Source organism: Streptomyces mutomycini, from assembly GCF_001700505.1.
GTDB classification, from domain to species: domain Bacteria; phylum Actinomycetota; class Actinomycetes; order Streptomycetales; family Streptomycetaceae; genus Streptomyces; species Streptomyces mutomycini.
The window spans coordinates 16,149-42,981 of record NZ_MAPV01000022.1; the positions used below are offsets into that span (position 1 = coordinate 16,149).

At 72.2% G+C, this 26,833-nt stretch carries 23 protein-coding genes; 8 read left to right on the top strand and 15 right to left on the bottom strand.

Annotated features, from left to right (window positions below; translation table 11 throughout):
• Nucleotides 1-58 precede the first annotated feature (58 nt).
• Genes BFF76_RS02630 through BFF76_RS02645 form a run of 4 tightly spaced genes read left to right on the top strand, consistent with a single transcriptional unit; the run spans nucleotide 59 to nucleotide 2,471 of the window.
• On the top strand, nucleotides 59-799 hold the full coding sequence (locus BFF76_RS02630) for a glycosyltransferase family 2 protein (RefSeq protein WP_381823259.1): 741 nt from the start codon (nucleotides 59-61) through the stop codon (nucleotides 797-799).
• A complete protein-coding gene (locus BFF76_RS02635; RefSeq protein ID WP_053930064.1) occupies nucleotides 796-1,455 on the top strand; it encodes a TIGR04282 family arsenosugar biosynthesis glycosyltransferase in 660 nt (219 codons plus the stop codon). The genes BFF76_RS02630 and BFF76_RS02635 overlap by 4 nt, the downstream gene beginning before the upstream one ends.
• Nucleotides 1,452-2,237, top strand: coding sequence for a class I SAM-dependent methyltransferase (locus BFF76_RS02640; RefSeq protein ID WP_065847035.1), 786 nt, complete (start codon nucleotides 1,452-1,454; stop codon nucleotides 2,235-2,237). Before BFF76_RS02635 ends, BFF76_RS02640 begins: the two co-directional genes overlap by 4 nt.
• A gap of 54 nt (nucleotides 2,238-2,291) precedes the next feature.
• Nucleotides 2,292-2,471, top strand: coding sequence for a hypothetical protein (locus BFF76_RS02645; protein ID WP_042836810.1), 180 nt, complete (start codon nucleotides 2,292-2,294; stop codon nucleotides 2,469-2,471).
• A gap of 76 nt (nucleotides 2,472-2,547) precedes the next feature.
• Here BFF76_RS02645 and BFF76_RS02650 read toward each other — a convergent pair whose 3' ends face one another.
• A complete protein-coding gene (locus tag BFF76_RS02650; protein WP_065847037.1) occupies nucleotides 2,548-3,819 on the bottom strand; it encodes a molybdopterin-dependent oxidoreductase in 1,272 nt (423 codons plus the stop codon).
• A gap of 165 nt (nucleotides 3,820-3,984) precedes the next feature.
• Between BFF76_RS02650 and BFF76_RS02655 the strand changes: the two genes are divergently transcribed.
• Nucleotides 3,985-5,397, top strand: a complete 1,413-nt coding sequence (locus tag BFF76_RS02655) for a hypothetical protein (RefSeq protein ID WP_065847039.1) — start codon at nucleotides 3,985-3,987, stop codon at nucleotides 5,395-5,397.
• Nucleotides 5,398-5,442: 45 nt separating this feature from the next.
• Here the strand turns inward: BFF76_RS02655 and BFF76_RS02660 are convergent, their stop codons facing one another.
• The gene (locus BFF76_RS02660) at nucleotides 5,443-6,636 is read right to left on the bottom strand and encodes a glycoside hydrolase family 26 protein (RefSeq protein WP_065847041.1); all 1,194 of its coding nucleotides are present in this window, start codon (nucleotides 6,634-6,636) and stop codon (nucleotides 5,443-5,445) included.
• A gap of 140 nt (nucleotides 6,637-6,776) precedes the next feature.
• Nucleotides 6,777-8,039: a cytochrome P450 gene (locus BFF76_RS02665; RefSeq protein WP_065847043.1), complete on the bottom strand. Its 1,263-nt coding sequence runs from the start codon at nucleotides 8,037-8,039 to the stop codon at nucleotides 6,777-6,779.
• A 190-nt stretch (nucleotides 8,040-8,229) separates the two neighbouring features.
• Here BFF76_RS02665 and BFF76_RS02670 point away from each other — a divergent pair, with 190 nt between their 5' ends.
• A complete protein-coding gene (locus tag BFF76_RS02670; RefSeq protein WP_031095849.1) occupies nucleotides 8,230-8,703 on the top strand; it encodes a tyrosinase family oxidase copper chaperone in 474 nt (157 codons plus the stop codon).
• An 18-nt stretch (nucleotides 8,704-8,721) separates the two neighbouring features.
• Nucleotides 8,722-9,582, top strand: a complete 861-nt coding sequence (locus BFF76_RS02675; RefSeq protein WP_065847045.1) for a tyrosinase family protein — start codon at nucleotides 8,722-8,724, stop codon at nucleotides 9,580-9,582.
• Nucleotides 9,583-9,619: 37 nt separating this feature from the next.
• Here the strand turns inward: BFF76_RS02675 and BFF76_RS02680 are convergent, their stop codons facing one another.
• The 9 genes from BFF76_RS02680 to BFF76_RS02720 form a co-directional block, all read right to left on the bottom strand.
• Entirely contained in the window at nucleotides 9,620-9,901 is a 282-nt protein-coding gene (locus tag BFF76_RS02680) for a chaplin (RefSeq protein WP_053930071.1), read from the bottom strand.
• A 111-nt stretch (nucleotides 9,902-10,012) separates the two neighbouring features.
• Nucleotides 10,013-11,176 carry a GNAT family N-acetyltransferase gene (locus BFF76_RS02685; RefSeq protein ID WP_065847047.1) on the bottom strand — a complete coding sequence of 388 codons (1,164 nt, stop codon included), beginning with the start codon at nucleotides 11,174-11,176 and terminating at the stop codon, nucleotides 10,013-10,015.
• Complete coding sequence (locus BFF76_RS02690; protein WP_065847048.1) at nucleotides 11,173-11,841, bottom strand: YveK family protein; 669 nt, start codon at nucleotides 11,839-11,841, stop codon at nucleotides 11,173-11,175. Before BFF76_RS02690 ends, BFF76_RS02685 begins: the two co-directional genes overlap by 4 nt.
• Nucleotides 11,838-12,992, bottom strand: a complete 1,155-nt coding sequence (locus tag BFF76_RS02695; protein ID WP_065847050.1) for a glycosyltransferase — start codon at nucleotides 12,990-12,992, stop codon at nucleotides 11,838-11,840. Before BFF76_RS02695 ends, BFF76_RS02690 begins: the two co-directional genes overlap by 4 nt.
• On the bottom strand, nucleotides 12,989-13,759 hold the full coding sequence (locus BFF76_RS02700) for a polysaccharide deacetylase family protein (protein WP_031095860.1): 771 nt from the start codon (nucleotides 13,757-13,759) through the stop codon (nucleotides 12,989-12,991). Before BFF76_RS02700 ends, BFF76_RS02695 begins: the two co-directional genes overlap by 4 nt.
• Nucleotides 13,749-15,380: a lipid II flippase MurJ gene (locus BFF76_RS02705; RefSeq protein WP_053930075.1), complete on the bottom strand. Its 1,632-nt coding sequence runs from the start codon at nucleotides 15,378-15,380 to the stop codon at nucleotides 13,749-13,751. Before BFF76_RS02705 ends, BFF76_RS02700 begins: the two co-directional genes overlap by 11 nt.
• On the bottom strand, nucleotides 15,377-16,738 hold the full coding sequence (locus BFF76_RS02710; protein ID WP_053930076.1) for an O-antigen ligase family protein: 1,362 nt from the start codon (nucleotides 16,736-16,738) through the stop codon (nucleotides 15,377-15,379). The genes BFF76_RS02705 and BFF76_RS02710 overlap by 4 nt, the downstream gene beginning before the upstream one ends.
• A 3-nt stretch (nucleotides 16,739-16,741) precedes the next feature.
• On the bottom strand, nucleotides 16,742-18,232 hold the full coding sequence (locus tag BFF76_RS02715) for a sugar transferase (RefSeq protein WP_065847052.1): 1,491 nt from the start codon (nucleotides 18,230-18,232) through the stop codon (nucleotides 16,742-16,744).
• Complete coding sequence (locus BFF76_RS02720) at nucleotides 18,229-19,404, bottom strand: glycosyltransferase family 4 protein (protein WP_053930078.1); 1,176 nt, start codon at nucleotides 19,402-19,404, stop codon at nucleotides 18,229-18,231. The genes BFF76_RS02715 and BFF76_RS02720 overlap by 4 nt, the downstream gene beginning before the upstream one ends.
• A 621-nt stretch (nucleotides 19,405-20,025) precedes the next feature.
• Here BFF76_RS02720 and pgm point away from each other — a divergent pair.
• A complete protein-coding gene (gene pgm, locus BFF76_RS02725; protein ID WP_053930079.1) occupies nucleotides 20,026-21,672 on the top strand; it encodes a phosphoglucomutase (alpha-D-glucose-1,6-bisphosphate-dependent) in 1,647 nt (548 codons plus the stop codon).
• Nucleotides 21,673-21,711: 39 nt separating this feature from the next.
• Here pgm and meaB read toward each other — a convergent pair whose 3' ends face one another.
• From meaB to mutA, 3 genes are read right to left on the bottom strand one after another with little or no spacing between them, the layout of a single operon-like run.
• Entirely contained in the window at nucleotides 21,712-22,701 is a 990-nt protein-coding gene (meaB, locus tag BFF76_RS02730; protein WP_053930080.1) for a methylmalonyl Co-A mutase-associated GTPase MeaB, read from the bottom strand.
• An 11-nt stretch (nucleotides 22,702-22,712) separates the two neighbouring features.
• Complete coding sequence (gene scpA, locus BFF76_RS02735; RefSeq protein WP_051834659.1) at nucleotides 22,713-24,950, bottom strand: methylmalonyl-CoA mutase; 2,238 nt, start codon at nucleotides 24,948-24,950, stop codon at nucleotides 22,713-22,715.
• Entirely contained in the window at nucleotides 24,950-26,806 is a 1,857-nt protein-coding gene (gene mutA / locus BFF76_RS02740) for a methylmalonyl-CoA mutase small subunit (RefSeq protein ID WP_065847054.1), read from the bottom strand. The genes scpA and mutA overlap by 1 nt, the downstream gene beginning before the upstream one ends.
• Nucleotides 26,807-26,833: the final 27 nt, after the last annotated feature.

Here is a 26,833-nt window from a genome sequence, read left to right on the forward strand (position 1 = left end):
CCGACGTCCACGTTTCGTAAGAATCCGAAGCCCGGAATGTCGGTTTTCGCTCCGTAGGGTGATCGGCGTGACTCACTACGCACCGGCTGAACCCGCCGGCCCCGTCCACGCCGACATCGTGTTGCCCTGCCTCGACGAGGCCGAAGCCCTGCCCCGGGTACTGGCGCGCGTTCCCGAGGGGTGGCGGGCCATTGTCGTCGACAACGGCTCCACCGACGGGTCGGCGGACATCGCGCGCTCGCTCGGCGCGACCGTCGTGCACGAACCCCGCCGCGGCTTCGGCTCCGCCTGCCACGCGGGGCTGCTCGCGGCAGAGGCGGAATACGTCTGCTTCTGCGACTGCGACGGCTCGCTTGACCCGGCGCTGCTCCGCGGCTTCGTCCGACGGATCGCCGACGGGGAGAGCGACCTGCTCCTCGGCCGGCGCCGCCCCACGACCCGCGGTGCCTGGCCTCTGCACGCGCGGGCGGGCAACACCGCCCTGTCCAGCATGCTCCGCCGCCGCACCGGCCTGCGGCTCCGCGATCTCGGGCCGATGCGGGCCGTACGCCGTGAGACGCTGCAGGCGCTCGGCCTGACGGACCGTCGCAGCGGATACCCGCTGGAGATGGTCGTGCGCGCCTCGGACGCCGGACTGCGCGTCACCGAGACGGACGTGCCGTATCTGCCCCGGACAGGGAAGTCCAAGGTCACCGGCACCTGGCGGGGGACCTGGCACGCGGTCCGGGACATGAGTGCGGTGCTCCGGCAGCCGGGGACGCCGGCCCCGATCAGCGCCCGGACAGAGGCGACCCGATGAGCGCACGGACACCGCAGGCCGGCGCGACGACGCTGCTGGTCATGGCCAAGGAGCCGGTCCCCGGCCGGGTCAAAACCCGGCTCACGCCGCCCTTCAGCCCGGCCCAGGCCGCGGAGATCGCCGCCGCGGCGCTGGAGGACACGCTGCGGACCGTGCTCACCCTGCCCGCCCGGCGGCGGGTCCTGGTCCTCGACGGGCGCCCCGGTCCCTGGATGCCCCCGGGTTTCGACGTACTGCCGCAGAGGGCGGGCTCCCTCGACGAACGCATCGCCACCGCATTCGGCGCCTGTACGGGACCGGCCCTGCTCATCGGGATGGACACGCCGCAGATCACCTCCGCCCTGCTGGGCCCCGCGCTCTCCCCGGGCGGCTGGGACGGATGCGACGCCTGGTTCGGACCGGCCGAGGACGGTGGCTTCTGGGCCCTGGGCCTGGCCGCGCCCGACCCCGCTCTCGTACGAGGCGTCCCGATGTCCCGCCCCGACTCGGGCAGACTTCAGCGGGCCAGGCTGACGGACGCGGGCCTCGACGTCCGGGACCTGCACCCCCTGCGCGACGTGGACACCGCCGAGGACGCGCGGCACGTCGCCGCCGCCGCGCCCCACGGCCTGTTCGCCGAGGCATTCACCCGCATGGGCGGGGCGGTGGTCCGATGAGCACGCTGCTGCCACCGGCAACCCCGGGCCCCGCGCCCTGGGCGACCGATCCGTACGCGCGAGCTCTGAGCCAGGGCCGGGGCCCGCTCTTCCTCCGCCGGGACGACGGGTGGCTGCTGCCACTGGACGTCGAACGCTGGTGCGCGGACGCCGACGCGGCGGACCTGTCGGCACTCCACCGCGCTGAGGGGCCGGTTCTCGACATCGGCTGCGGGCCCGGGCGGCTGGTCGCCGCGCTGGCCGCGCGAGGACACCGCGCCCTGGGCATCGACGTGAGCGAGGCCGCCGTCGGCCACACCCAGCGGATCGGCGGATCGGCTCTCCGCCGCAGCGTGTTCGAACCGCTGCCCGGGGAGGGCCGCTGGGGCACCGCCTTGCTCATCGACGGCAACTTCGGAATCGGCGGCGACCCGCGGGCCCTGCTCCGACGGGTCGCCACCGTACTGGCACCGGGGGGACTGCTCATCACGGAGGCCGCGCCCCACGACGTGGATGAGCAGGTCCAAGTGAGTCTCGACGACGGCCGGCCACAGGCAGGCACCGCACCCCACTTCCCCTGGGCCCGTGTCGGCGCGTCCGCGCTGCTCGGGTACGCGCGGTCGGAACACTGGAGGCCCGTCGATCAGTGGGAGGCCGACGGCCGCCCGTTCCTCGCGCTGCGCCGCCGCGCCCGGACGGTGCACAGAATGAGCCGGAGCGCCGACACCGCGAACAGCGTGGCCGTGATCAGAAGCCAGTTCCCCAGAAACCTGTCGGGGGACATCCCGCTCGCCGGTTCGTAGCGCTCCGTGTGACGTGTGATCAGGGGAAACCACACCAGTAGGAGCAGCCCGGACATGAGCAGCGGCACACGTACGAAGTTGACCGCACCGGGCCGTCGCGCGAAGGGGAGCCGCAACGCCCGGTCCGCCACCGAGTACAGCGGCACCAGCACCAGGTCGTGCACGAACGCGGCGCCCACGAACCACACCAGGATCATCAAGGTGTCCCCGTCGAGCAGCCGTACCCCGGCGTAGCCCGCGAGGGCGAACGAGGAGACCATCAGCAGCAGGTGCAGTGGCCCCTCCCCGTACCAGCGGCGCAGCAGCCTCGTCACAGCTCTCCGAACGTCAGGCGGCCGACCCATTTGGTGTTCATCACGCCTGGGGCGGCCGGCACGATGACGCGCGCCGGGTAGCCGTGATCCGGTGACAGGTCCTCACCGTTGACGCCCAGCGCCAGGAGTGAACGCGGATCCCGCACCTGGTTGTCCCGGAGCGCCACCGTCCGGAACGGCCCGCTGCGCTGGATGGACGCCACCAGCACCCCCGGCGGTCCGTCCGGGAACCCGGCGAGCGCGGCGAGGTCGCGCAGGCGGACCCCGCGCCACCACTGGTCGGAGGTCGACCAGCCTTCCACACACGCGATGGGCAACGACGCGCTGTGCTGTCGCATGGCCAGCAGTTCCGTCCGCGACAGCCGGATCTCCCCGGCCGGTCCGACGACCGTGAGCCGCCATGGATCCCCCGTCACGTCCGGGGTGATGCCCGCCTTCGCCGCGGTCTTGTTGATCTGGAAGCCGTTGGGTCCGGAAGCCGGCTCGGCGCCGCCGCGCGGCGTCAGCAGGGCGGTCCGCCGCAGCCCGCCGTCGAAACTACGGCCGGCGGAGGTGGCCAGCAGAAGCAGCGACCCCGCCCCCACGACGGCCAGGGCACTGCGCCGGGAGACGGTCGGCTCCGAGGGACGCGGTGAGGCAAGTTCGTCGTCCTGCCCCGTGGGGAGCCCCTGGCGCAGGACCTGCAGCGCCCGGGGGAGCTTGAGGCAGGTATGGGCGAGGAACGCGGCGAAGAAGACCCAAGCACCGTAGAAGTGCAGTGGGTAGAAGGACCCGGGGAACAAGTACTCCAGCTGGATGTTGAGCAGGCCCGTGACGAACTCGAAGAGCGCCCCGCCCACCAGCAGCAGCAGCGACAGCCGCTCCAGCGCATGACCGGCCGACCGGGCCGGCGGCAGTGCGAAGAGCTTCGGTGCCACCGACCACAGCTTGGCCAGCAGGACGGGCACGAGCACGATGCCGAGGGTGACGTGGATCCCTTGCGTCATCCGGTACAGCCAGTGGGGGCCCGTGGGCCAGGCGAACAGGTAGAAGCCCAGCCACCCCTTGTCGGGCGTCTTGTCGTTCACGGCGGCCAGGTCCGGGTTGTACGCCGCGTACGACAGAAGGCCGGTCACGAACAGCAGGGTGATACCGGCGAGGAGTGCAAGGCCGAGTACGGCCGTGAAGCGGACCCCGCGCACCGGACTGCGCCAGAACGCGGGCTCGGTGGGAAGAGGAGGGCCGGGGGAGGGGAGGCGCACTCCGGCGTAAGGGCGTCTGTCGCGCATGTCGTCGACGCTATGCCGTGCACACCGCCCCAGGGGCGTACGACTCCTGACGAAAGTCTGACATCGGCCCACGCCGGGGCGGGCGTCCCCGCAGCGGATCTGACGGTTCGGTGACGCGGGGGCGTCGTACCTCACTGGGGCCCCGCCGGTGCGTAGCGTGCCAGCGTGACGACCGAGGAACGCAGCGCCCCGACCCGTACCGCCGAACCCGCCGAACCTGCCGCCCCGACCGGTACCGCCGGAGGGCGCCGGGACCTGGCAGCGGCCGCAGCCGGAGTGCTGCTGGTCGCCCTGGCCATCGGGGCCGGATGGCTCATCCAGCAGGGTGACGGCAGCCTGCAGGTCCAGTGGCCGCCTCTCCTGGCCTCCTGGGACCCGCACCTCGGTCCGGGCACCCCGGCCGCCGTGGCCGTGGCGGTGGCGGTGGTCGCGTACGGCCCACGGCTCGCGGGCCGACTCCCCTGGCGGGCGCTGCTCCTCACCTGCTGGGCCGGCTCGGTGGCCTGGATCCTCTCGCTCGCCCTGATCGAGGGCTGGTACCGGGGGGTAGAGCGCAGGCTGACCACCAAGCACGAATACCTGCGGGTGATCGACCGTTTCGACGACATCGGCGCCGCCCTGCGCGGCTTCACCGACCACATCGTGATCGGACCGCCGGGCAACTGGCCCGCCCACGTCGCCGGGCACCCGCCGGGCGCCACGCTCACCTTCGTCGGCCTGGACCGGGCCGGACTCGGGGGCGGCGCCTGGGCCGGTACGTGGTGCATCGTCCTCGGAGGCTCCGCCGCGGTGGCCGCGATGGTCGCGCTGCGTGCCCTGACGGGCGAGCACCTCGCCCGGCGCGCGGCTCCGTTCCTCGTCCTCGCCCCGTTCGCCGTCTGGACCGGAACCTCGGCTGACGGCTACTTCACCGCCGTAGCGGCGTGGTCCGTGGCACTGCTGGCCCTCGCGGCCACCCGCACGGCCCGGCACCCGGCGGGCGCGGCGCTGGGCTCCGGGCTGCTGTTCGGGCTGACCTGCTACCTCAGCTACGGTCTGACGCTCCTCGCCGCGCTCCTGACAGCCGTCCTCCTGCTCGGCCGCACTGCTCGTCCGATCGTGCCCCTCGCGCTGGGCGCACTGGTCGTACCCGCGGCCTTCACCCTGGTGGGCTTCAACTGGTGGGCGGCCTACCATCTGCTGGTCGAGCGCTATTACCAGGGCGCGGGAGGAACCCGTCCATATTCCTACTGGGTCTGGGCGAACTTCGCGTGCACCACGCTCGCCGCGGGGCTCGCCACCGTCGCGGGTCTGCGGCGTGCGGCGGTGGCGAGCCCCGCCGCCGTACGCGGACTGCGTTCCGGCGCGTCTACCGGCGCCCAGCGGCTGGCGTTCCTCACCCTTGCCGCACTCCTGACGCTCGTCGTCGCGGACCTGTCCGGGATGAGCAAGGCGGAGACGGAGCGCATCTGGCAGCCATTCGTCGTCTGGCTGATGCCCGCCGCCGCTCTGCTCCCGGACATCGGCCGACGCGGCTGGCTGACCGCCCAGGCGGTCGTAGCGCTGCTGGTCAACCACCTCCTGTGGACCGGGTGGTGAGCGACGGGCGGGGCAACAGCGGGGAAGGGCCAGGCAGACAGCCCCTCAGCCGGGCAGACAGAATTCGTGATCGGTGAGCCACTGGCCGAACCAGTCGCTCAGCGGGAACGCGGCGCACCATCCGGTCTCGTTGGGGTCCGGTGCCGGCTCCGTCGGTGCGGGCTTGCCGGGCTTGGGCGCCGTCGGCGTCCCGCTCGGGTCCGGCGCGGGTACCGACGGCCCGGCGTCCGGCAGCCCGCTCAGCATCTCCCTGAACACCGCGGAGGACTCGGGGTTGTCGGCGCACTGCCACACCCCGTGCGGGCAGTAGTCCGTGATCGTCTGATACACCGGCTTGTGCTGGTCCATCCACTCCAGCATGCGGCGCATGTACTCGGGGTTGTCGCCGTTGCGGAACAGGCCCCACTCGGGGAACGAGATCGGCTTTCCGTGCTCGGCCGCGAAGTCGACCTGCTTGCGCAGCCCGTACGGTTCGTTCACCTGTTCGTCGAAGGTCCGCGCGGGAGGCTGGTCGTAGGAGTCCATGCCGATGATGTCCACGACGTCGTCACCCGGATAGCACTCCGTCCATGGCACGGCGTCCCGCCCTCTGCTCGGTGCGAAGTCGAAGCGGAACTCCTGGCCGGAAACGGACCGCATCGCCGTGACGATGCGCTTCCAGTACGCCTTCCACGCGGCGGGATCGGGGCCGCACCGGTGTGTGTACGTCGTGCCGTTCATCTCCCAGCCGAGGACGATCACGGTGTCCGGGACCCCCCGCAGGACCAGGCGCTCGGCCAGTCTGCGGAAGTGCTCGTCGAACTGCCCCTCGGCGCCCGCCCGCAGCAGGCCGCGCACCTCGTCGTCGGGGACTCGCTCCTCGTTGCGCTCCAGCATCGGCGTGTTCAGTACGAACATCCGGTCCTCCGAGGCCTTGCGCCAGGCCGCCCACGAGGAGAGGAAGCCGGGACGCCCCTCGATGTTCTCCCACAGGTCGCCCGGGAGGTAGCTGTGCCCGACGCGCAGCTCTGTACCGCCGAGCCACCGCGACAGCTCTTCCATCCGCTGTACGCCCTTCGGCCCGTAGTCCAGATAGGCACCGATGGCGGTCGCCCTGTCCGGCTCCGGCGCTCCCCGGGCGGCACCCTTGCCGGCCTGGCTGTCCGGCGCGTCGTGGCCGGCGAGGACCGCGCCGCCCACGAGGAGGCAGAGCGCGGTCGCCCCGATGCCGAAATTGATGAGACGGCGCTGTGCGGGCACGGCTCCTCCTAGGATTGCGGGCCTGACTGCGACCCTGCCGACCCTATGGAGAAGGATTCAACGATGGGCTGTGGGACCGCCCGTGAATAGACCATTCGCTACGCGTGTCGGTTTCGGTGTGCGCCGTTCGGGTGACACATCTAGAAGGTGAAGGGAAGTGATCCGACGCGGTTGTCGAAATTCGAATCGACCAGGCCGGGTTCGCCCGATGTCCGCACCCCTCCGAGCCGTGTCAGCATTTCGCGGAACAGAGCTTTCATCTCCAGCTTCGCCAGGTGCGCACCCAGACAATGGTGAGGACCTCCACCGCCGTATCCGAGGTGCGGATTGGGGGACCGGGTGATGTCGAAGGCGTCGGGGTCGCCGAAGACGGAGGCGTCCCGGTTCGCGGACGCGTAGAGGAGCACGACCTTCTCCCCGGGCAGGAAGGTGTGACCGCCGAGCGCGCATTCGGCTGCCACCGTCCGGCGGAACTGGATGATCGGCGTCGAGTGGCGGACGATCTCGTCGACCGCGCCGTCCGCATACCGGTCGAAGTCGGACTCCAGCAGGGCCCGCTGCCCCGGATGCGCGGTCAGCAGGACCATCCCGTGGGCGATCGCGTTCCGGGTGGTCTCCACACCGGCCACGAGCAGCAGCGAGAAGAAAGCGCCGAGCTGTCGCGAGGAAAGGGCCTGTCCGCCGACATCCGCGCGCACGAGCGCCGAGATCACGTCGTCCGCAGGGACGCGACGCCGCTCACGTGCGATGCCCGCCATCTCCATCTGCATCCGGGCCAGTGAGCGCAGACCACGTCCCGGGACCCGCAGCCGGGCGCGGCCGCGCCGCTGTACGCCGACGTACTCCGAGGCGTGATCGATGCGCGCGGCGATGCCGGCCCGGTGGCGCCCGGGGATGCCCATCAGGTCGCAGATCACCTCGAACGGCATGCGCGAGGCCGCCGAGCGCATGAAGTCCCCCGGGCCCTCGGCGGTCATCTCGTCCACCAGCCGCCGGGCGACGGCGCCGATGTTCTCCTCGGCGGCCGCGAGCAGCCTGGGTGTGAAGGCGCGGGAGATGGTCCTGCGCAGCCCCGCGTGCTCGGCGCCGTCCATGTTGACCATGGAGTTGCCGAACACCGCCTTGGCCCAGGGCGCCGGTTCCGGCGTGGTGACACCGGGCGCGCTGGCGAAGACCTGCGGCTGCCTGCTGGCCGCCCTCACGTCCGCGTACTTCACCAACGCGTAGAACGGCGTGCGCGAGCCCGTACGGGGAACGAACCGTACCGGCGCATCGAGCTCCCGCAGGCGGGTGAACGCTGACAGCCGCTCCTGCCGCGGCAGACGCCAGAACGCGGGATCGGCCAGATCGGCGCCGCCCGTCACTCGCACACGGTCCGTGGGCACCTGCGTCGGCGCGTTCATGCACAACCTCCGGGAGTTCGAACGGCCATGCTGGCCCGGCGGGCGGCGCGGAACGGCCGACACGGCCGGACCGGCATGAGAATTCCCACGGTCGCGTGATACCCCCGGACGAGAACCGTTCGCGCCCCGTCTCGTTGCCCATGCGAGCGAGACACCTCGCAGGAGCGGACGAGAAGGAGGTACACCCCCCATGAATCCGACCACCGGCACGCCCAGGGAGCCGGCCGGCGCCCCGCGGCCGGCCCGCCGCGCGGTGCTGCGCACCGTCTTCACCGCGGCCGTGATCGCCGGCACAGGCGCCGCGCTCGCCCCGGTGCTTCTCGAAGGCCACGGGGCCGCAGGCCGCGCCCAGGAGCGCGACGCCGTGGGCCCCGAGCGATTCTCCGAGCTGTACAGGGGCCGCGAGATCAAGGGCACGGCCACGGCCGTCGTGGCGGCCGGCGCACAGGCCGACGCCGGAGAGGCCGGAGCCGTCACCGCGGCGCCCGGCATCGACGTCCGTGTGGACGGGAGGGCGCTGCACGTGATGCGGCGCGCCGACGGGAGCTATCTGAGTGCCGTCAACCACTACGAGTCCTTCCCGACACTCCTCGAAACGGCCCGCGCGGCGGTCGACGAACTGGGCACCGCCCAGTTGTCAGCCTCCTCCCCGCACACGATCTGAGCCGAAGGGCGAGCACGCGTGTACAGCCGCAAGAATCAGCGAGACCTCACGCGCACCGAGAAGAAACGCCTGGTCGACGCGATCCTGGAGCTCAAACGCACGGGACGCTACGACGAATTCGTCACCCAGCACCGGCAGTACTACGTCACCGACGCCCAGAGCGGACCGCGGCCCGCCCATATGACCCCGTCGTTCTTTCCCTGGCACCGCAGGTACCTGCTGGAGTTCGAGAAGGCGCTGCAGGCCGTCGACTCCCGTGTGTCGATTCCTTACTGGGACTGGACGCGGGACAGCACGGCGAGCGCGTCCCTCTGGGCCGAGGGCTTCCTCGGTGGCAACGGAAGGCCGGGCGACCGGCAGGTGATGACCGGGCCGTTCGCCTACCGGCAGGGGAACTGGCGGATCCGTGCGGGAGTCACCGACGACCCCTTCCTGCGGCGCAACTTCGGCCGGCCCTCCGCGCCCGTCACACTTCCCGTGGCCGCGGACGTGAAGCGCGCGCTGAGCGATCCCGTGTACGACGCCGCACCCTGGAACAGCCTCAGTACCACCGGCTTCCGCAACAGGATCGAGGGCTGGGGCATCCGAGGGGGCCGCGGTGTGGCCAACCACAACCGGGTGCACCGCTGGATCGGAGGGTCGATGGCAGGCGCGGCATCGCCCGACGACCCGGTCTTCTGGCTGCACCACGCCTTCATCGACCTGCTCTGGGCCCGCTGGCAGAAGGCACATCCGCGCTCCCGCTACCTGCCGGCCCGCGCGCTGCCTGCCGAAGACCCGCAGCGGGGCCGGATCTTCACGCTCGATCAGCCGATGCCCCCGTGGGACGTGGCTCCCTCACAGCTCATGGACCACACCCGGTACTACCGGTACGTCTGAGCGGCGCCGGGCCGTGCCCGGACCGGTGCCGGCGGGATCAGTGGCCGTAGCCGTACTCGCCCTTGTCCTCGTGGCTGTCCGACACGTTCGCGCAGGTGTTGCCGAACGCCGGGTTCAGCAGGGCGATCACGTTCACCGTGTTGCCGCAGACGTTGACCGGGATGTGCACGGGCACCTGGACGGCGTTGCCCGAAAGGACACCGGGGGAGTGGGCCGCGACGGCCCCCGCTCCGGAGTCGGCGGTAGCCATGCCGGCACCGCCGGCGATCAGGGCACCGGTACCGGCCATGACGGCGGCCACCTTCGAGATACGCGACATCAGTTCTCCTTGAGAGGGTTGAGACCGGCTGCCGAACGTGCGGCCGGTATGCCTTGAGAACGCGAAAATCGACAGACGGTAACGGACCAACTCAAAAGTCATCATCCCGGGTCAACTCCGGCCGATGAACGCCAACCCGTCCGGTAGCGCGCTGAGCCGCCCCCGCCAGTCCCGCGCGGCGGGAAAGCGTGACTTCACCGACTCGGCCGCCCGGTCCCGCACGGTCAGTTGCGTCTCGCGCAGTCTCAGCAGCGGTTCGAGCGAGGAACGGGCCAGCAGCAGACGCTGATTGACCACCGGAACGGGCGCCCAGTGGTTCTTGTACTGCTCCGAGCCGCGCAGGAGACTGAGCACGCCGCGGTCCAGGCCCTGCGCCTCCCGCGCGATCTCACGCAGCAGCATCGACGAGACGTCCACCTTCCTCTCCCTGAGCCGGGGGTCGGCGCCGTAGAGGTAACCCCCCGTCAGGTGCGCCGACCGGAACGACAGGTCGGCGGCAACGACCTCGCCGTCGAGCACGAACTCCCTGACCGAGGCCTCGCCGTCGCGCACCATCCGGCGGGCGGAGCGCACCAGATGCGCGCAGAAGCGTGGCCGCAGGTGCTCCGGGTTGACCGCTCTGCCGGCCCACTGGAGCTCGTGGAGCCGCAGCAGGTTGCCGATCGCGACCGACACCCGGTGGACCGGGGCCGTGCGGCACTCGATGCCCAGCGAGTCGATCCTGCGCAGCTTGGCCCGCGCACGCTGGGCACGCGGACCCGGCATCCGTCCGACGAGGACGTCGATCGGCTCGGCGGGCAGCTCCATGCACGTCGAGTCGGTGCGGCTGCTCCGGGCGCCGGACCACGCCTCGAACAGCAGGTGTGCCGAGGCGCCGGGACGCACCTCCCGCAGGTCCACGACCGTGTGCGCGGCCGCCCGCCCGACCCCGTGCTCCAGCGCGGTGACGGCTGCCACGCTGTCCTCGCCGTCCACCAGGATGTCGAAGAAGTCGGAGATGGCACCGCCCATCGGGACCAGCAGAGGCATCGGACGGTGCGCGAGCATCAACGGGACCGCGCCGATCAGACGTCCTCCCCGGCGCGCCAGTACGACGCGGAGCCGGCCGGGGGTTCCGTAGGAGAGCCACCAGGAGTGGAGCCACGCGTGACTCTGGAACGGTGTGGCGGTGGGGCAGCGGCGATGCAGGTCACCCCACTCCGCGGCGAGGTCGGCGAAGTCCGGCAGGTCCCTGCAGAGTGTGACGGTGAGCTGCCCATTACGGTCTGTGTTCATCGTGCGAACTCCCTCTCGTCGGTGGTCCCGCCCTGTGCGGGGCCCGGTACCTGGGCTGTGGCGCCCCGGCGTCCGGGGCGGGGGCGGACGAGCAGGACCAGCCCGCCCACCAGCCCGCCGGCGCCGGCGCCCACAGCCGTGCCGAGCGGCACGGAGGGGGAGACGGGTTCGGCCGGCGGCACGGCGTGCGAGAACTTGATCAGCTTCACGCCGGTGTCCTTCGCCACGTGCCCGCTGCTGACGACGACTGCCTCGGTCACCGCGTTCGCGATGTCAGCGGCACGGTCCCTGTCGTCCGACGTACCGGTGACCGCGATCATGGGTGAGTCGGGGGAGGTCTCGGACCGCACATGAGTGCGCAGTTCACGCACCGGCTCCCCGGCCGCCCCCTTGGCGTAGGCCAGGGTGGCGTCGCTGGTGGCCAGCCGGCCGTACGACTGCGCGTACCCCAGCGCCGCCGCCGGATCGATGTCCTTGCCGGCGGTGACCACCGCGTAGCTGGTCGCCGCGTACTGGGGCTGGGCGAGCATGCCGTAGGACAGTCCGCAGGCCGCTCCGAGCAGGACACAGGCAGGCAGGGGCCACCAGCTGGGCCGTACGAATGCGGGGCGGAGCCGGCGGAAGTGTCCGGGGACGGCCCGCTGCTGCTCGGGAGACTCGGTCATGGGTGTGCTCTCTCGGTCGGGGGAACTGGGGCGGTGCCGACGGCCTGCGCGTAGACGTCCATGAGGCGCCGGCTGCTGAGCCTGATGTCGTAGTGGGCCACGGCGGGGGGCGGCGCCAGCCTGCGGACGCCGCTCTCCATGCGGTGCCGCAGCACGGCGGTCAGCTCGTCCGTGGGATCGGCGGCGCCGGAGGCACGTCCGATACGGGTGGCACCGGGCACGCGGCCGCCGCCCGGCAGGTCCTCGATGGCGGGGCAGGCCGCGTGCACCACGGGGAGCCCCGCGGCCAGGGCCTCCACGACGGCGAGACCGAAGGACTCCTCGCGGGACGCCGAGACGAAGGTGTCCACGGCGCCGAGCACCGCGGGGATGCCGGGAGCGGCGTCCATGGTGCCGCACTCGCCGAGGAACGTGACACGCCCGGACACACCGAGCCGGGCGGCCAGGGCGCGCAGCGATCCGGCCTCCGGGCCGTCCCCGGCCAGCAGGAGCCGGGCGCCGGGCAGCGAGGCGACGGCGCGGATCAGCAGGTCGAAGCGTTTGCCGGGGACCATCCTGCCCACGCCGCCCACCACGAAGGCCGCGTCGGGAAGGCCCAGCGAGGCCCGTGTGGCGCGCCGTCGCACGGGGTCGAAGCGGAAGGCGGCCGCGTCGATGCCGTTGGGCACGGTATGGATACGGGCCGGCGGCACACCCCAGTCGCGCAGTCTGCCCGCGACGGTGTCGGAAACGGCGACCGTCGCCGCCCCGAGCCGCTCGGTGCGCAGATAGAGCTCCCGCGTACCACGGGTGAGGGGCCGCCCCTCGATCTCCGCGCGCCCCAGCGAATGCTCCGTCGACACGACGGTGGTCCCGGCGAGCCGCGCGGCGATCCGGCCGTAGACACACGCCCGGTAGAGGTGCGTGTGAACGAGGTCGTACGCACCCCGGCGGATGAGGCGGGCCAGCCGGGGCACCGCGCCCAGGTCACGGTTGCTCCGCATCCCCAGGTCCCGGACACGGACGCCGTCGGCACGCAGCCCCTCCGCGACCGCTCCCGGGTTGGTGAGCGTCACGACGTCGCAGCGCACCGGCAGATGACGCAGCAGCAGCCGCAACTGCTGTTCGGCCCCGCCGACACCGAGTCCCGTGATGACGTGCAGTGCCTTCACCCGGCGTCACCCGGCCCCATGGTGCCGGCCGACCGGTACCTCAGCCGGTGCCGGATCTCCTTCGCCCGCATGCGTGCGCCTTGGTCGGCGTGGCTGATGTGCGTGCGGGGAAGGGCGAGCGGTCCTGACAGTGCGCCGGGAGACAGCGCGCAGCCGTAGGTGTATCCCGCCTCCCGTACGGACTCGGTCACCCGCAGGTCGGCCGTTCCGTACGGGTAGCAGAAGCCGGACGGCGCCTGCCCGGTGATGCGGCGCAGCGCGTCCCGGCTGCCGAGGGTCTCCCGGCGCAGTTCGTCGTCGGACAGCGCCGTCAGGTCCTGGTGGAGCATCCCGTGCGAGCCGACCTCCATCCCCGCCGCGGCGACGGTACGGATGCCCTCCTCGTTCAGCAGCGGCCGGCGCGGGCCGAGCGGATCCCAGGCGTTGGAACCACCGGGACGGCCGGGCAGGACGAACACCGTCGCGGCGCAGCCGTGGGCGAGCAGCACCGGGAGCGCCTCGTCGACGAAATCCGCGTACCCGTCGTCGAAGGTGAGCCCGACCAGCCCCCGCTTCCCGGTGGCCCAGGCGTCCAGCAGCGCCGTGACTCCCACGCCGGTCAGCCCCCGGCGCCGCAGCCAGGTCAGCTGCTGGTCCAGGCGGTCCGCGGAGACGGTGATGCCATAGGGATCGTCGGTGGGATCGCTCACCGAGTGGTAGGTCAGGATCCACGGCTGGGACCGGAGGGGGATCGTACGGGCACGGGGCGGCGAGGTGTCAGCGGCCATGGGGGAACCTCTGTCGGATGAGGGCCAGCAGATGAACGGCTTCCGGGGCCCGGAGTGCGAGCCCCGTGAGAAGGAATGCCGTGGGTACGAGAAGGCAGCCGGCCGCCAGACCCGGCAGCGGCCCCGGCACCAGGCCCGTGGCCAGCGCGCCGGAGGCCGCGGCGACCGCCGCGGCGGCCGCCGGCCTGGCGAGGGAGAGGGCGACCGCCCCGGGCCGTACGGCGACCGCCCGTGAGCCCAGCCCCATGAGCATGAGCACGGCGGCTGCGCTGATGCCGAGGGCGTTGGCCGCCGCGATGCCGTCGACGCCGAAGGGGCCGGCCAGGAGCAGCCCGGCCGCGGTGGTGACCAGCAGCCCGCAGCACATCGCGCCGAGCGGGTACCAGGTGGGCCGGCCGGCCGAGAAGAACGGCCTGCACAGGGCACCGACCAGCGTGTGGCCGAGCAGACCGAGCGCGTAGACCCGCATGACACCGGCCGTGGCGGCGGTGTCCGCGGCGTCGAAGGCGCCGCGCTGGAAGAGGACTTCGACGATTCCGGGCGCGCAGCCCAGCACCGTCGCCGCGCCCAGCAGCACCACCGTCCCGGCCAGGGCGAGATCACGTTCGACCCGCCGCCGGGCACCCTCCCGGTCCCCGGCGGCCATGGCCCGCGCGACGACGGGGAAGGTCACCGTGCAGATCATCATGGACAGCACCATCGGCAGCTGCGCGACCTTCTGCGCGTAGTTGAGATGGGAGATCGCCCCGTCCGGCAGGGACGAGGCGAGGAACCGCTCGACCAGGACCTGCGACTGACGGCTCACCACGAACAGCACGACCGGGGCCAGGACCGTCGCCCCGAACAGCGCGGGACCCCGCTCCCGTGCCACCCGCTTCCCGCTCCGTCCCGGCATCAGCCGCAGGAACGTGGGCAGCAGGGTGAGGATCATCAGCAGGCTGCCGACGGCGACCCCCGCGGCCGCGGCGCGCACACCCCAGACGGAGTGCAGCGCCAGGGTCGTGCCGATGATGCCGACGTTGTACGCGATGTAGACACCGGCCGGCGCCAGGAACCGGCCGTGCGCCCGCAGCGCCGCGCTGAAGTACCCCGTGACGCCGAAGGTGAGCACGGTGACGGCCGTCAGACGCGTGCAGTCCACCGCGAGCCGGGGATCGTCCAGTCCGGGAGCCAGGATGCCGACGGCCCACGGGGCGCCCCAGACCAGCAGCCCGCCCGCGCAGGCCAGCGAGGCGAACAGCCGGGGGAGGGTGCCGGTCACCAGGGCGCGGACCGGATCCGTCGCGTGGCCGCCGGCGGTGCGCTGTGTCAGGGCCAGGCTGAACGCCGGCACGAGCAGCAGCGCCATGCCGTCCTCGATCAGCAGCGTGGCCGCCATCTCCGGCACCGTCCAGGCGATGAGGAAGGCGTCGCTGGCATGGCTGGCACCGAAGAGCCTGGCGACGGCCTGGTCACGGACGAGCCCCAGCAGGGCGGCGACCACGGTCAGCCCCGCGGCGCCGCCCGCCGCCCTGGCCAGGAAGCGGCCGGACCGTACCTGAGCGTCCGGCGTGCAGGGTCCGGCGGCCTTCATCCCGGCGGCCGTCGTCTCCGCGGCCGGATCCGTGGCGGTCCCGCTCACCCGGCACTCGTCCTCTCCGGTCCGCCGAGCGCCCACCACGCGGAGAGGCCGAGCACGATCCCGGTCAGGACGGTGGAGGGGCCGCCGATGTCCGCGTACAGGAAGTCGACCGTCTGCCAGGTCATCAGCCCGACGGCGGCGAGACCGCAGTCGACGGCCGCGGCCCCCCGGGCGCGTGCGGGCACCAGCCTGCGCACCCCGCCCGCCAGGAGCGCCGCCCATGAGCCCACCAGCGCGGTGAAGCCGATGAGGCCCTGCTCGCTGAGCACCAGCAGATACATGTTGTGAGGGGAGAGCAGCGGCTGCTTGCGGAACTCCTGTCCGGCCCCCGCCGTGTCACTCCCGGCGGAGAGCCCGATCGAGGCGTGCCCGTCCCGGTGCGCCGGAAAGCCCTTGAGGCCCACGCCGGTCGCGGGCTGCTCGCGCCACATCCCCGCCGCGGCTGCCCACATGGTGTAGCGGTCGCTGACCGACCGGTCCGGGGCGCTGGTCACCTCCGTGATGCTGGTGAGCCGCTGCGAGACCATCTCGGACCCGACGCCGAAACCACCGACCAGCACGACTCCTGCCGCGCCGAGCACCGCCAGCGCGCGGACGGCCTGCCGGAGCCCGGTCAGCGCGATCACCGCGAGTACTCCCGCCGCCGTCGCGATCCACGCACCCCGGCTGAAGGACAGGGTGAGCGGGACGACCAGCAGCGCGGCGGTCACGGGAGCCCACGGCCTCAGCCTGCGAGGCGTGCCGGCGGGGGTGCGGAGCGCGTACGCGGCGGCCGCGACCAGGCCGTAGCCGACGACCGTGGCCATCCCCATCACATCGCCGGGCCCGAACGTGCCGACCGCGCGGATGTCCTCCCCCATGTAGGAGGCGCCGGAACCGGTGACGTACTGGTGGACACCGGTCGCGCCCTGGACGACCGCGAGCAGGACGAGCGCGCCGGCGACGGCCCGGAAACCCCAGGCGTCCCTGACCAGGAGGAGGACGGCGGCCGGCACCAGGACGAAGACCTGCAGATACCGCACGAACCCCGGCAGGGCCGCGACCGGATCCGCGGCGGTGACCGTGGCCAGGGCCAGGCCCACGGCCGGCAGCCCCAGCACGACCGCCGCGGCGGGAGTCAGCGGGCGTCGTCGCAGGAACAGCAGACGGCCCACGCAGACGAGCACCGCCGCACCCGAGAGGAGGTCGGCAGCCGGAACGCCGAGGACGGTGCCCCCCACAGTGCCGTCGGCGGGTACCCCCACGAGCAGGACCGTCGCGATCAGCGGCAGCAACGGCCATCGGACACCCCGCCCCCCGAGGGATGTCCTCCGCCGGGTGATCGGTACGGCGGGCGCCGCGGCCTCGGTGAGTGTCACGGTTCAGCTGCCTCCGAGCCGGAACACCGAGCCGGCCGTGCGCGCAAGCACGCACACGTCCTGCCACAGTGACCAGGTCTCGATGTACCGGTTGTCGAAGCGGGCCCGGTCCTCGATGGAGGTGTCACCGCGCAGCCCGTGCACCTGGGCCAGTCCCGTGATGCCGACGGGCATCCGGTGCCGGGACCGGTAGCCCGGGTGCATACGGTTGAACTGTGCGACGAAGTAGGGGCGTTCGGGGCGTGGTCCGACCAGGCTCATGTCGCCTCGCACGACGTTCCACAGCTGGGGAAGCTCGTCGAGGGAGGTCCTGCGCAGCATCCGGCCGACGCGGCTCATGCGCCGGTCCGCCGACACGTTCCACCGGGTGGCCGACTCGTGCGCGTCGCCCGGGCGCAAGGTGCGGAACTTCAACAGGACGAACGGCCGTCCGTGCTCGCCGATCCGCTCCTGCCGGAAGATCACGCCCGGACCGTCGCACATGCGTACGGCGAGTGCGCATGCGCCCATCACCGGGGACGCCGCGACCAGGGCTACCGTGGCCAGGACGGCGTCCATCGCCCGCTTCACGCGGTGAGCCGCCGGACGGTGCGGCCGGGGATGCAGCGAATGCGCCGCGAATCCCCATACGTGGTCCGGCCGGGCCGCCGGCCGGCAGTCCGCGACCGTCCCCTGATCGGTGATCAGCCACACGCGGCAGCCGTGGCGCGTGAACAGAGCGAGGAGTTCCGCCCCGTCGGGCGTGGCCTCGGGCGGGGCCGTGAAGACGGCGTGCCGTACGGAGTTCTGCACGACCGCCCGTGCCGCGGCCTGCACCGAAACGAGGACGGGCAGCGGTACTTGTCGCGTGGACGCGCCTGCCGCCTCTTCCGCGTCCGTGCCTGAGCCCACGACCCGGCCGACCGGCCGCATCCCGTAGCGCGTGTGCTCCTGCAGGACGGCGACGACCCGGCCGGCGACCGGACCGTCGCCGATCACCAGGGCGGACTGCGGATCGCGTGCGGCCGACCACATCCGGAACCGGTGGACGAGGGCGCGTGCGCCGCAGCACACCACGGCCTGGACGCCGGACGCGCAGCCGAGCGTCACCCATCCCGCTGCACGGCTGGAGTCGTACGCGGCCACCGCCTCGGCGACGGCGTACCACTGCACCGCGGCCAGCCCGGCCAGCGCGGGCAGTTCCGCCAGGGCGGACGGGGAGAGCCCGGGCCTGTAGAGGCCCCGGTAGGCGTGCAGGAGCAACTGGACGGCCGGCAGCAGGAGGAGGACGAACGGTGGCCACCGGTCGGGGCCGGCCAGTGCCACGGCCAGGCCGAGCGCGAGCACGTCGGAGACCATCAGCGCCGCCGGTGCCCGCCGTCGAGTCGCGCCTCCGGCGGTCCGTGGGACCCGAGCGTCCTCCCCGCCGCTGCGCGGCGGGCTGATCACGGCAGCCGCACGCCGTACGGCGGTTGCCTGGGCGGCTCGCGGGGCAGGTGCACTCTCCGTCGTCATCGCTCGGTGCGCTTCCTCGTCGTGGGGCGGGACATGCCGACAAGTTCCTCGTAGAGGCACAGGACCGCCGCGGCGGTCCTCGTCACGTCGAAGACCGACCGGGCGCGGCTCTGTGCCGTGACGCCCAGCCCGGCCCGCAGCGCCGGATCGCCCAGCAGCGCGGTCAGGGCCGCAGCAAGGGCAGGGGGGTCGTCCGGAGGCACGAGACAGTGGGACAGCTGTCCGGGCGGCAGGCTCTCCCTGGCCCCGTTGACATCGGTCAGCAGGACGGGCGTGCCGCAGGCCATGGCCTCCAGGGGGGCCAGCGCCATCCCCTCCCAGCGTGAAGGGCCAACCAGCAGGTCCGCCGCGTGGATCCAGGGCCGTACATCCGCGCTGGCCCCCGCGAACAGCACGCCGGGGGGCGCGGCGCGCCGCAGTTCGTCCCCGTACGGTCCGTCACCGACCAGAACCAGCCGTGCACCGCCCACCGCTGCCGTCCGCCAGGCTCGCAGCAGCACGTCCTGGCCCTTCTGCCGGCACAGGCGCCCGACGCACACCACGAGCGGCACGCCGGGCGGGACCGCCTCCGGCAGCGGGAGCGAGGCGCGGGCCGACGCGGCGGCGTCCTCGCGCGCGGGCCGGAAACGGCCGAGGTCGATACCGTTGTGGATCACCGACCAGGGTGCGGTGATTCCCGCGCGCTGCCCGGCCAGGCGCTCCGACTCGCTGACGCAGAGGATGCGGTCGCTCCACCGCGCCCCGAACCGCTCCCACGCCCTGGCGAGTCCGGCCGCCCTGCCCTCCAGGGCCTCGAACGACCAGGCGTGCGGCTGGAAGACCGTGGGAACCCGGCCGCGTACGGCCAGGCGGCCGGCGAGCCCCGCCTTGGAGCTGTGGGCATGGATCACATCGGGAGCGCACGCGCGGACCAGACGGCCCGCCGTGAGGACCTCCCGGGCCAGCCGGGGACCGGGGGAACGCTCCGCCGGCCAGGAGCACACCCGCGCCCCCGCGGTGCGGGCCGCGGCCGCCAGCGGTCCGTCGGGCGGGCAGGCGACGACGGACCGCAGCCCTGCGCGCACCTGTGCCGCGACTAGGTCGGTCACGACCCGTGCGACTCCCCCCTCCACCGGCTGGACCAGGTGAAGGACCGTCAGGCGACTTCCGTCGGTGAAACTCTTCTGCAGCACACACGGCTCTCTTTCACATGCCCCCGAAGAGCCGGTCGGGTAAACACCGGCGGCGTTGGATATGGCGGCGGAGATCAAGTGGGTGAAACCGAACTGAACTGTGGCAGACCGTGCGTGGGAAAACACGTATGACTCGCGCTCGCGCCCGGTGAATTACCCTCGGTCAGGACGCCGCTCGTGGCTTCCCCGAATTCTGCGGCGTGTCAGATGAGCATGACTGCCGTTGCCCGTCACCGTGCCGCATGATGACGTGCTGTGCGCCTCTGCTCATATGCGGAGCGAATCCCGGGGGCGTAACAGGGAACGTATCCCGATGGCCCCGGATGCGACTGGCGTTAATGGGCGGAGATATTCCCGGAGTTGAGAGCCCGAATTGCGGCTGCCCGCGTTACGGATGCCCGGCGCGGCATTCTCCGGCCCCGTCGTCTCCGGGCGCCGCTTTACGAGCGAATCGGCCAACCGTCGCGAAACGGGCCCGGGATCCACCGTTCGCCCGATGTACTGCCGGTCCGGGCCCCGTGCCCGTAAGCGCGGTCGAAGAGGCAGTATCGGGTACAACTCGTGGTGATCGTCCGCCCTGTGGCGGTCCGCGAACGGCCGATGAGGACTTGAGGAGAAGCGATGGTTCACGAACGGGCCGGGCAGCCGGCGCAGCCGGGCGACCTGGTTGACGTGGCACGGCTGGTGACGGCCTACTACACGGTCCACCCCGACCCGGCCGAGCCCGGCCAGCGTGTGGCCTTCGGTACCTCGGGGCACCGCGGGTCGGCGCTCGCGGCGGCGTTCAACGAGGACCACATCGCCGCCACCACCCAGGCCATCTGCGACTACCGGGTACGTCAGGGCACCGACGGGCCGCTGTTCCTCGGCGCGGACACCCACGCGTTGTCGGAACCTGCCCGGATCACGGCGGTGGAGGTCCTTGCCGCCAACGGCGCTGCCGTCCTGATCGACAGCGACGACGGTTACACCCCCACGCCGGCCGTCTCGCACGCGATCCTGGCTCACAACCGGGACCGCACGGCCGGTCTCGCCGACGGCATCGTCGTCACGCCCTCGCACAATCCGCCCGCCGACGGCGGGTTCAAGTACAACCCGCCGCACGGCGGGCCGGCCGGCTCGGACGCCACCTCCTGGATCCAGGACCGGGCCAACGCCCTGATCGAAGGCGGTCTCAAAGAGGTCCGGCGCATCCCCTACGCCCGTGCCCTCGCCTCCGACACCACCGGGCGGCACGACTTCCTGACCGGCTACGTCGACGATCTCCCGGCAGTCCTCGACCTCGACGCCGTACGCGACGCCGGGATCCGGATCGGCGCCGATCCCCTGGGCGGCGCCTCGGTCGCGTACTGGGGGCGGATCGCCGAGCGCCACCGGCTCGACCTCACGGTGGTCAATCCGCTCGCCGATCCCACCTGGCGGTTCATGACGCTGGACTGGGACGGGAAGATCCGGATGGACTGTTCCTCGCCCTATGCCATGGCCTCCCTGATCGAGCGGCGCGACGCGTACACCATCGCCACCGGCAACGACGCCGACGCCGACCGGCACGGCATCGTCACGCCCGACGGCGGTCTGATGAACCCCAACCACTATCTGGCCGTCGCGATCCGCTACCTCTGCTCCCACCGTGAGAACTGGCCGGCCGGCGCCGGGATCGGCAAGACCCTGGTCTCCTCCTCCATGATCGACCGGGTCGCCGCCGACCTCGGACGGCAACTGGTGGAGGTCCCGGTCGGTTTCAAGTGGTTCGTCGACGGGCTGTTCGGAGGCACCCTGGGATTCGGTGGCGAGGAGTCCGCCGGGGCGTCGTTCCTGCGCCGCGACGGCCGGGTGTGGACCACCGACAAGGACGGCATCCTGCTCGCCCTGCTCGCCTCGGAGATCACAGCCGTCACCGGCTCCACCCCCTCCCAGCACTACGGCGAACTCACCGCCCGGTTCGGTGACCCGGCCTACGCCCGGGTCGACGCACCGGCGACCCGCGAGCAGAAGGCGGTGCTGGCCCGGCTCTCCCCGGACCAGGTCACCGCGGACACACTGGCCGGTGAGCCGATCACCGCCGTGCTCACCGAGGCGCCGGGCAACGGCGCGGCCCTCGGAGGCCTGAAGGTCTGCACCGACAGCGCCTGGTTCGCCGCCCGCCCCTCCGGCACGGAGGACGTCTACAAGGTGTACGCGGAAAGCTTCCAGGGCGCCGAACACCTGGCCAGGGTCCAGGACGAGGCCACGGCCCTGGTCTCCGACGCCCTGGGCGCCACGGGCTGAGCGGGCTGACCGGGCGGGCGGGCCGGGGCCCGCCCGCTCTCAGCCTTCCCCGCGGAACGCCCCGAGGATCCGCTCGGCGGCCAGCGTCGCCGTCAACTCGCCTTCACGAACGCGCTGTTCGAGCTCCGGGGTGAGCGCGCGCACCGCCGGGTGGCCCCGCAGACTGTCCAGCAGTTCGTCGCGGACCATCGCCCAGGTCCAGTCCACCTGCTGCTCGCGGCGCTTGGCCGACAGCCGCCCGGTGGTCTCCAGGAGCGTCCGGTGCTGCTCCAGCCGCTCCCAGAGCGCGTCCAGTCCGGTTGATTCCCTGGCGCTGCACGTCAGTACCGGGGGAGTCCAGGCCGCGTCCACGGGGTGCATCAGCCGCAGTGCGCCCGCCAGTTCGCGTGCCGCCGCGCGGGCGTCGTGTTCGTGCGGGCCGTCGGCCTTGTTGACCGCGATCGCGTCGGCCAGCTCCAGGACCCCCTTCTTGATGCCCTGCAGCTGGTCCCCAGTACGGGCCAGGGTGAGCAGCAGAAAGGTGTCGACCATGTTGGCGACCGCCGTCTCCGACTGCCCCACCCCGACCGTCTCCACCAGCACCACGTCGTAGCCCGCCGCCTCCATGACCACGACGGACTCGCGGGTCGCCCTGGCCACCCCCCCGAGCGTCCCCGCGGTGGGGGAGGGACGCACGAACGCCCGTGGGTCCACCGCCAGCCGCTCCATCCGGGTCTTGTCACCCAGGATCGAGCCGCCGTTGCGGCTGGACGACGGGTCGACGGCCAGCACCGCGACCCGGTGCCCGAGGCCCGTCAGCAGGGTGCCCAGCGCGTCGATGAACGTGGACTTCCCCACCCCCGGCACCCCGCTGATGCCGATACGCCGGGCCCGGCCCGAGTGAGGCAGCAACTCGCTCAGCAACCGCTGCGCCGACACCCGGTGATCGGGACGGGTCGACTCGACGAGAGTGATCGCTCGGGCCACGAACGCCCGCTTCCCGTCGAGCACACCCTTGACGTACGCGTCGGTGTCGATGTGTCGCGCCATCCGTCAGCGGCTCACAGCTCGTGGCCGAGCGCGGCACCGAGCCGCGTGACCAGGTCATGGGCGGCGTCCGGGATCACGGTGCCCGGCGGGAACACCGCGGCGGCCCCCGCCTCGTGCAGCGCGTCGATGTCCTGCGGCGGAATCACCCCGCCCACCACGATCATGATGTCCTCCCGGCCCTCCGATGCCAGCTCCTCACGCAGCGCGGGCACGAGCGTGAGGTGGCCGGCGGCGAGCGAGGAGACGCCCACGATGTGCACGTCCGCCTCGACCGCCTGCCGGGCGACCTCGCCGGGCGTCTGGAACAGCGGGCCGACGTCGACGTCGAAGCCGAGGTCGGCGAAGGCCGTCGCGATCACCTTCTGGCCGCGGTCGTGTCCGTCCTGGCCCATCTTGGCGACGAGAATGCGCGGACGCCGTCCCTCCGCCTCCTCGAAGTCTTCGACCAGCGTGCGGGTGCGGTCCACGGACGGGGACTCTCCTGCCTCTTTGCGGTACACCCCGGAGATCGTACGGATCTGGCCCGCGTGCCTGCCGTACACCTTCTCCAGCGCGTCCGAGATCTCCCCGACCGTGGCCATCGCCCGGGCGGCGTCGACGGCCAGCGCCAGCAGGTTGCCTTCCAGTCCCGGCCCGGGGTCCCGCTCAGCCGCTGCGGTCAGGGCGGCCAGGGCGTCCTGGCAGGCCGCCTCGTCACGCTCCTCGCGCAGCCGGCGCAGCTTCTCCACCTGCTGGGCGCGTACCGAGGAGTTGTCGACCTTGAGCACGTCGATCTTCTCGTCGGTCTCCACCCGGTACTTGTTCACGCCGATGACGGGCTGGCGTCCGGCGTCGATCCGCGCCTGCGTGCGGGCCGCGGCCTCCTCGATCCGGAGCTTCGGGATGCCCGCGTCGATGGCCTTCGCCATGCCGCCGGCCGCCTCGACCTCCTCGATGTGCTTCCAGGCCCGCTCCGCCAGATCGTGCGTCAGCCTCTCCACGTACGCGCTGCCGCCCCACGGGTCGATGACCCGGCAGGTGCCGGACTCCTGCTGGAGCAGCAGCTGGGTGTTGCGGGCGATACGCGCCGAGAAGTCCGTCGGCAGGGCCAGCGCCTCGTCGAGTGCGTTGGTGTGCAGCGACTGGGTGTGCCCCTGGGTCGCCGCCATCGCCTCGACACAGGTGCGCGTCACGTTGTTGAACACGTCCTGCGCGGTCAGCGACCAGCCGGAGGTCTGTGAATGGGTACGCAGCGACAGAGACTTGGCGTTCTTCGGCCCGAACTGCTCGACCAGCCTCGCCCACAGCAGCCGCGCCGCCCGCAGCTTCGCGATCTCCATGAAGAAGTTCATGCCGATCGCCCAGAAGAACGAGAGGCGCGGGGCGAACGCGTCCACATCCAGGCCCGCGGCCTGCCCCGCCCGCAGGTATTCCACGCCGTCGGCCAGCGTGTACGCCAGCTCCAGATCGGCCGTCGCACCGGCCTCCTGGATGTGGTAGCCGGAGATGGAGATCGAGTTGTAGCGCGGCATCTTCTGCGAGGTGAAAGCGAAGATGTCGGAGATGATCCGCATCGAGGGGCCTGGCGGATAGATGTAGGTGTTGCGGACCATGAACTCCTTGAGGATGTCGTTCTGAATGGTCCCGGCCAGCTTTTCGGGCGCGACGCCCTGCTCCTCCGCGGCGACGATGTACAGGGCGAGTACGGGCAGCACCGCGCCGTTCATCGTCATGGACACCGACATCCTGTCCAGCGGGATGCCGTCGAAGAGCTGCCGCATGTCGTAGATCGAGTCGATCGCCACGCCCGCCATGCCGACATCACCCGTCACCCTGGGGTGGTCGCTGTCGTAGCCGCGGTGGGTGGGCAGGTCGAACGCGATGGACAGACCCTTCTGTCCGGCGGCGAGGTTCCGCCGGTAGAAGGCGTTGGACTCCTCGGCCGTGGAGAATCCCGCGTACTGACGGATCGTCCAGGGCTGGTTGACGTACATCGTCGGGTACGGGCCGCGCAGATAGGGCGCGATGCCCGGATAGGTCCCGAGGAAGTCCAGCCCTTCCAGGTCCCGCCCCGTGTACAGCGGCTTGACCTCGATGCCCTCCGGAGTCTCCCAGAGCAGCTCGTCCTCGGACAGGCCGCCCGACTCCTTCACCGCGGCGTGCCACTGCTCCTCGGTGGCCCCGGTGGAGGCTCCGCCGGTCAGCGCGACGTCGGAGAAGTCCGGTACGGGGGTCCCGGGAGACACGGTGGTTGTCTCGGGGGTCTGCATCACGCCACTCCCATGCGGTCGAGTTCGGAGGAGAGGACGGCGACAACGTCGCAGCCGGCGAACACGTGGACGTCTGCGCCGGCGTACTCGCCCGGCCGCCCGGCCAGGAAGATCTGCTCGGCGCCGGCGGCCCTGAGGGCGGAGGCGACGGTGTCGCCCTGTTCGGCGTAGAGCGTGTCCGTCGAGCAAAGGCAGGCGATCGTCGCCCCACTGGCCTCGAAGGCGGCGGCAGCGGTCGACGCGTCCACGGACACCGGTTCGTGGACGGGCTCGATGCCACCGGACAGGAAGAGGTTCGCCGCGAAGGAGGCCCGCGCGGTGTGCACAGAGGCGGGCCCCAGCGCGGCCATGAACACCCTGGGGCGGCTGCCCGTGGCCGCGAGGTGCGCGTCGGACCTGGCCCGCAGCGCCTCGAACGCCTCGTCACGCCGGACCCTGGGCAGCCCGCCGGCCGGCGGCCCGGCGGGCGCGGGCTCGCGCTCCACCGGCCGCTCGTGGAGGGCCGGGAATTCGCTCACCCCGGTCACCGGCTCCTTGCGCCGCGCCAGATCCCTGCTCCGGGCCGCCCAGGTGGCCGCGAGCCGTTCCCGGACCATGCCGGAGCGAAGGGCGGCGGCCTGGCCGCCCGCCTTCTCGACCTCCTGGAAGAACACCCAGGCCGCCGCGGCGAGTTCATCGGTCAGCCGCTCGACGTACCAGGAACCGCCCGCGGGGTCCGTCACCCGCGCCAGATGCGACTCCTCCACGAGGATCGTCGAGGTGTTGCGGGCGATCCGCCGGGCGAACGCGTCCGGCAGGCCCAGTGAGTGATCGAACGGCAGTACGGTGACCGACTCGGCTCCGCCGACACCCGCGCCCAGACAGGCAAGCGTCGTCCTCAGCATGTTCACCCATGGGTCACGGCGCGTCATCATCACCGGCGACGTCACGGCGTGCTGCCGCTGCGCACCGGCGGCCGGGGCCCCGCAGACCTCGGCGACACGGGCCCACAGCCGCCTCGCCGCGCGCAGCTTCGCGATCGTCAGGAACTGGTCGGCGGTCGCCGCGTACCGGAACTCCAGCTGTGCGCAGGCCTCTTCCACGGAGAGTCCCGCGGCCGTCAGCTCCCGCAGATAGGCGACACCGGTGGCCAGCGAGAGCCCCAGCTCCTCGGCGGCGGAGCCGCCCGCCTCGTGGTACGGCAGTGCGTCCACGGCCAGGGCGCGCAGCCCGGGGTACTCGTGGGAGCACAGCCGCGCCCAGTGGACGGCGGACGCCGCGTCCGGCTCCGTGCCCGTGCGCGCCGACTGACCGAGCGGATCCACCCCGAGGCTGCCGCGCACGGCCCCCTTCGCGACTCCGCGGGCCTCGTAAAGCCCCAGCAGCTCGCGGACGGCGGGCCCGGGATCGGCGCCCGCGTCGAGCGCGACGGGCGCGAGGTCGAGATGGACACCTTCGAGTGCACGGGCGAGGCCGGAGACCGGAACGCCGCCGGGCCCGCCGACGGCGAGCCAGAGCGACGTGACGCCGTTCTCCAGGTCCCCCAGTACGGCCTCGTTCAGGCGCACGGGATCGGCCAGTTCGTGGCGCTGGCGCACGTCCCAGCCGTCCGCGGTGCTGCCCGTGACCCTGCTGCCCCGGGTGAAGGGTGCGAAGCCGGGCAGACCGGGGTCCGGCGAGGCGTCGGCGGAGGTGTACAGAGGGCGGACTGTGAGCCCGTCCCCGAGTGCGGTGGACAGCGCTTCCTCGGCGGCCGCGCCCCTGAAGTCCTTGCCCGAACGTCGCAGTACGCCTTCGACGAGGCTCTGCCACTGATCGTGGGAAGGACCGGGGAACTCGGTGGCCGGAGAAAGCCCGTCAGCAGGCTGGACCGTCATGCTCAGATGCTAGGTCAGCACTCTGAC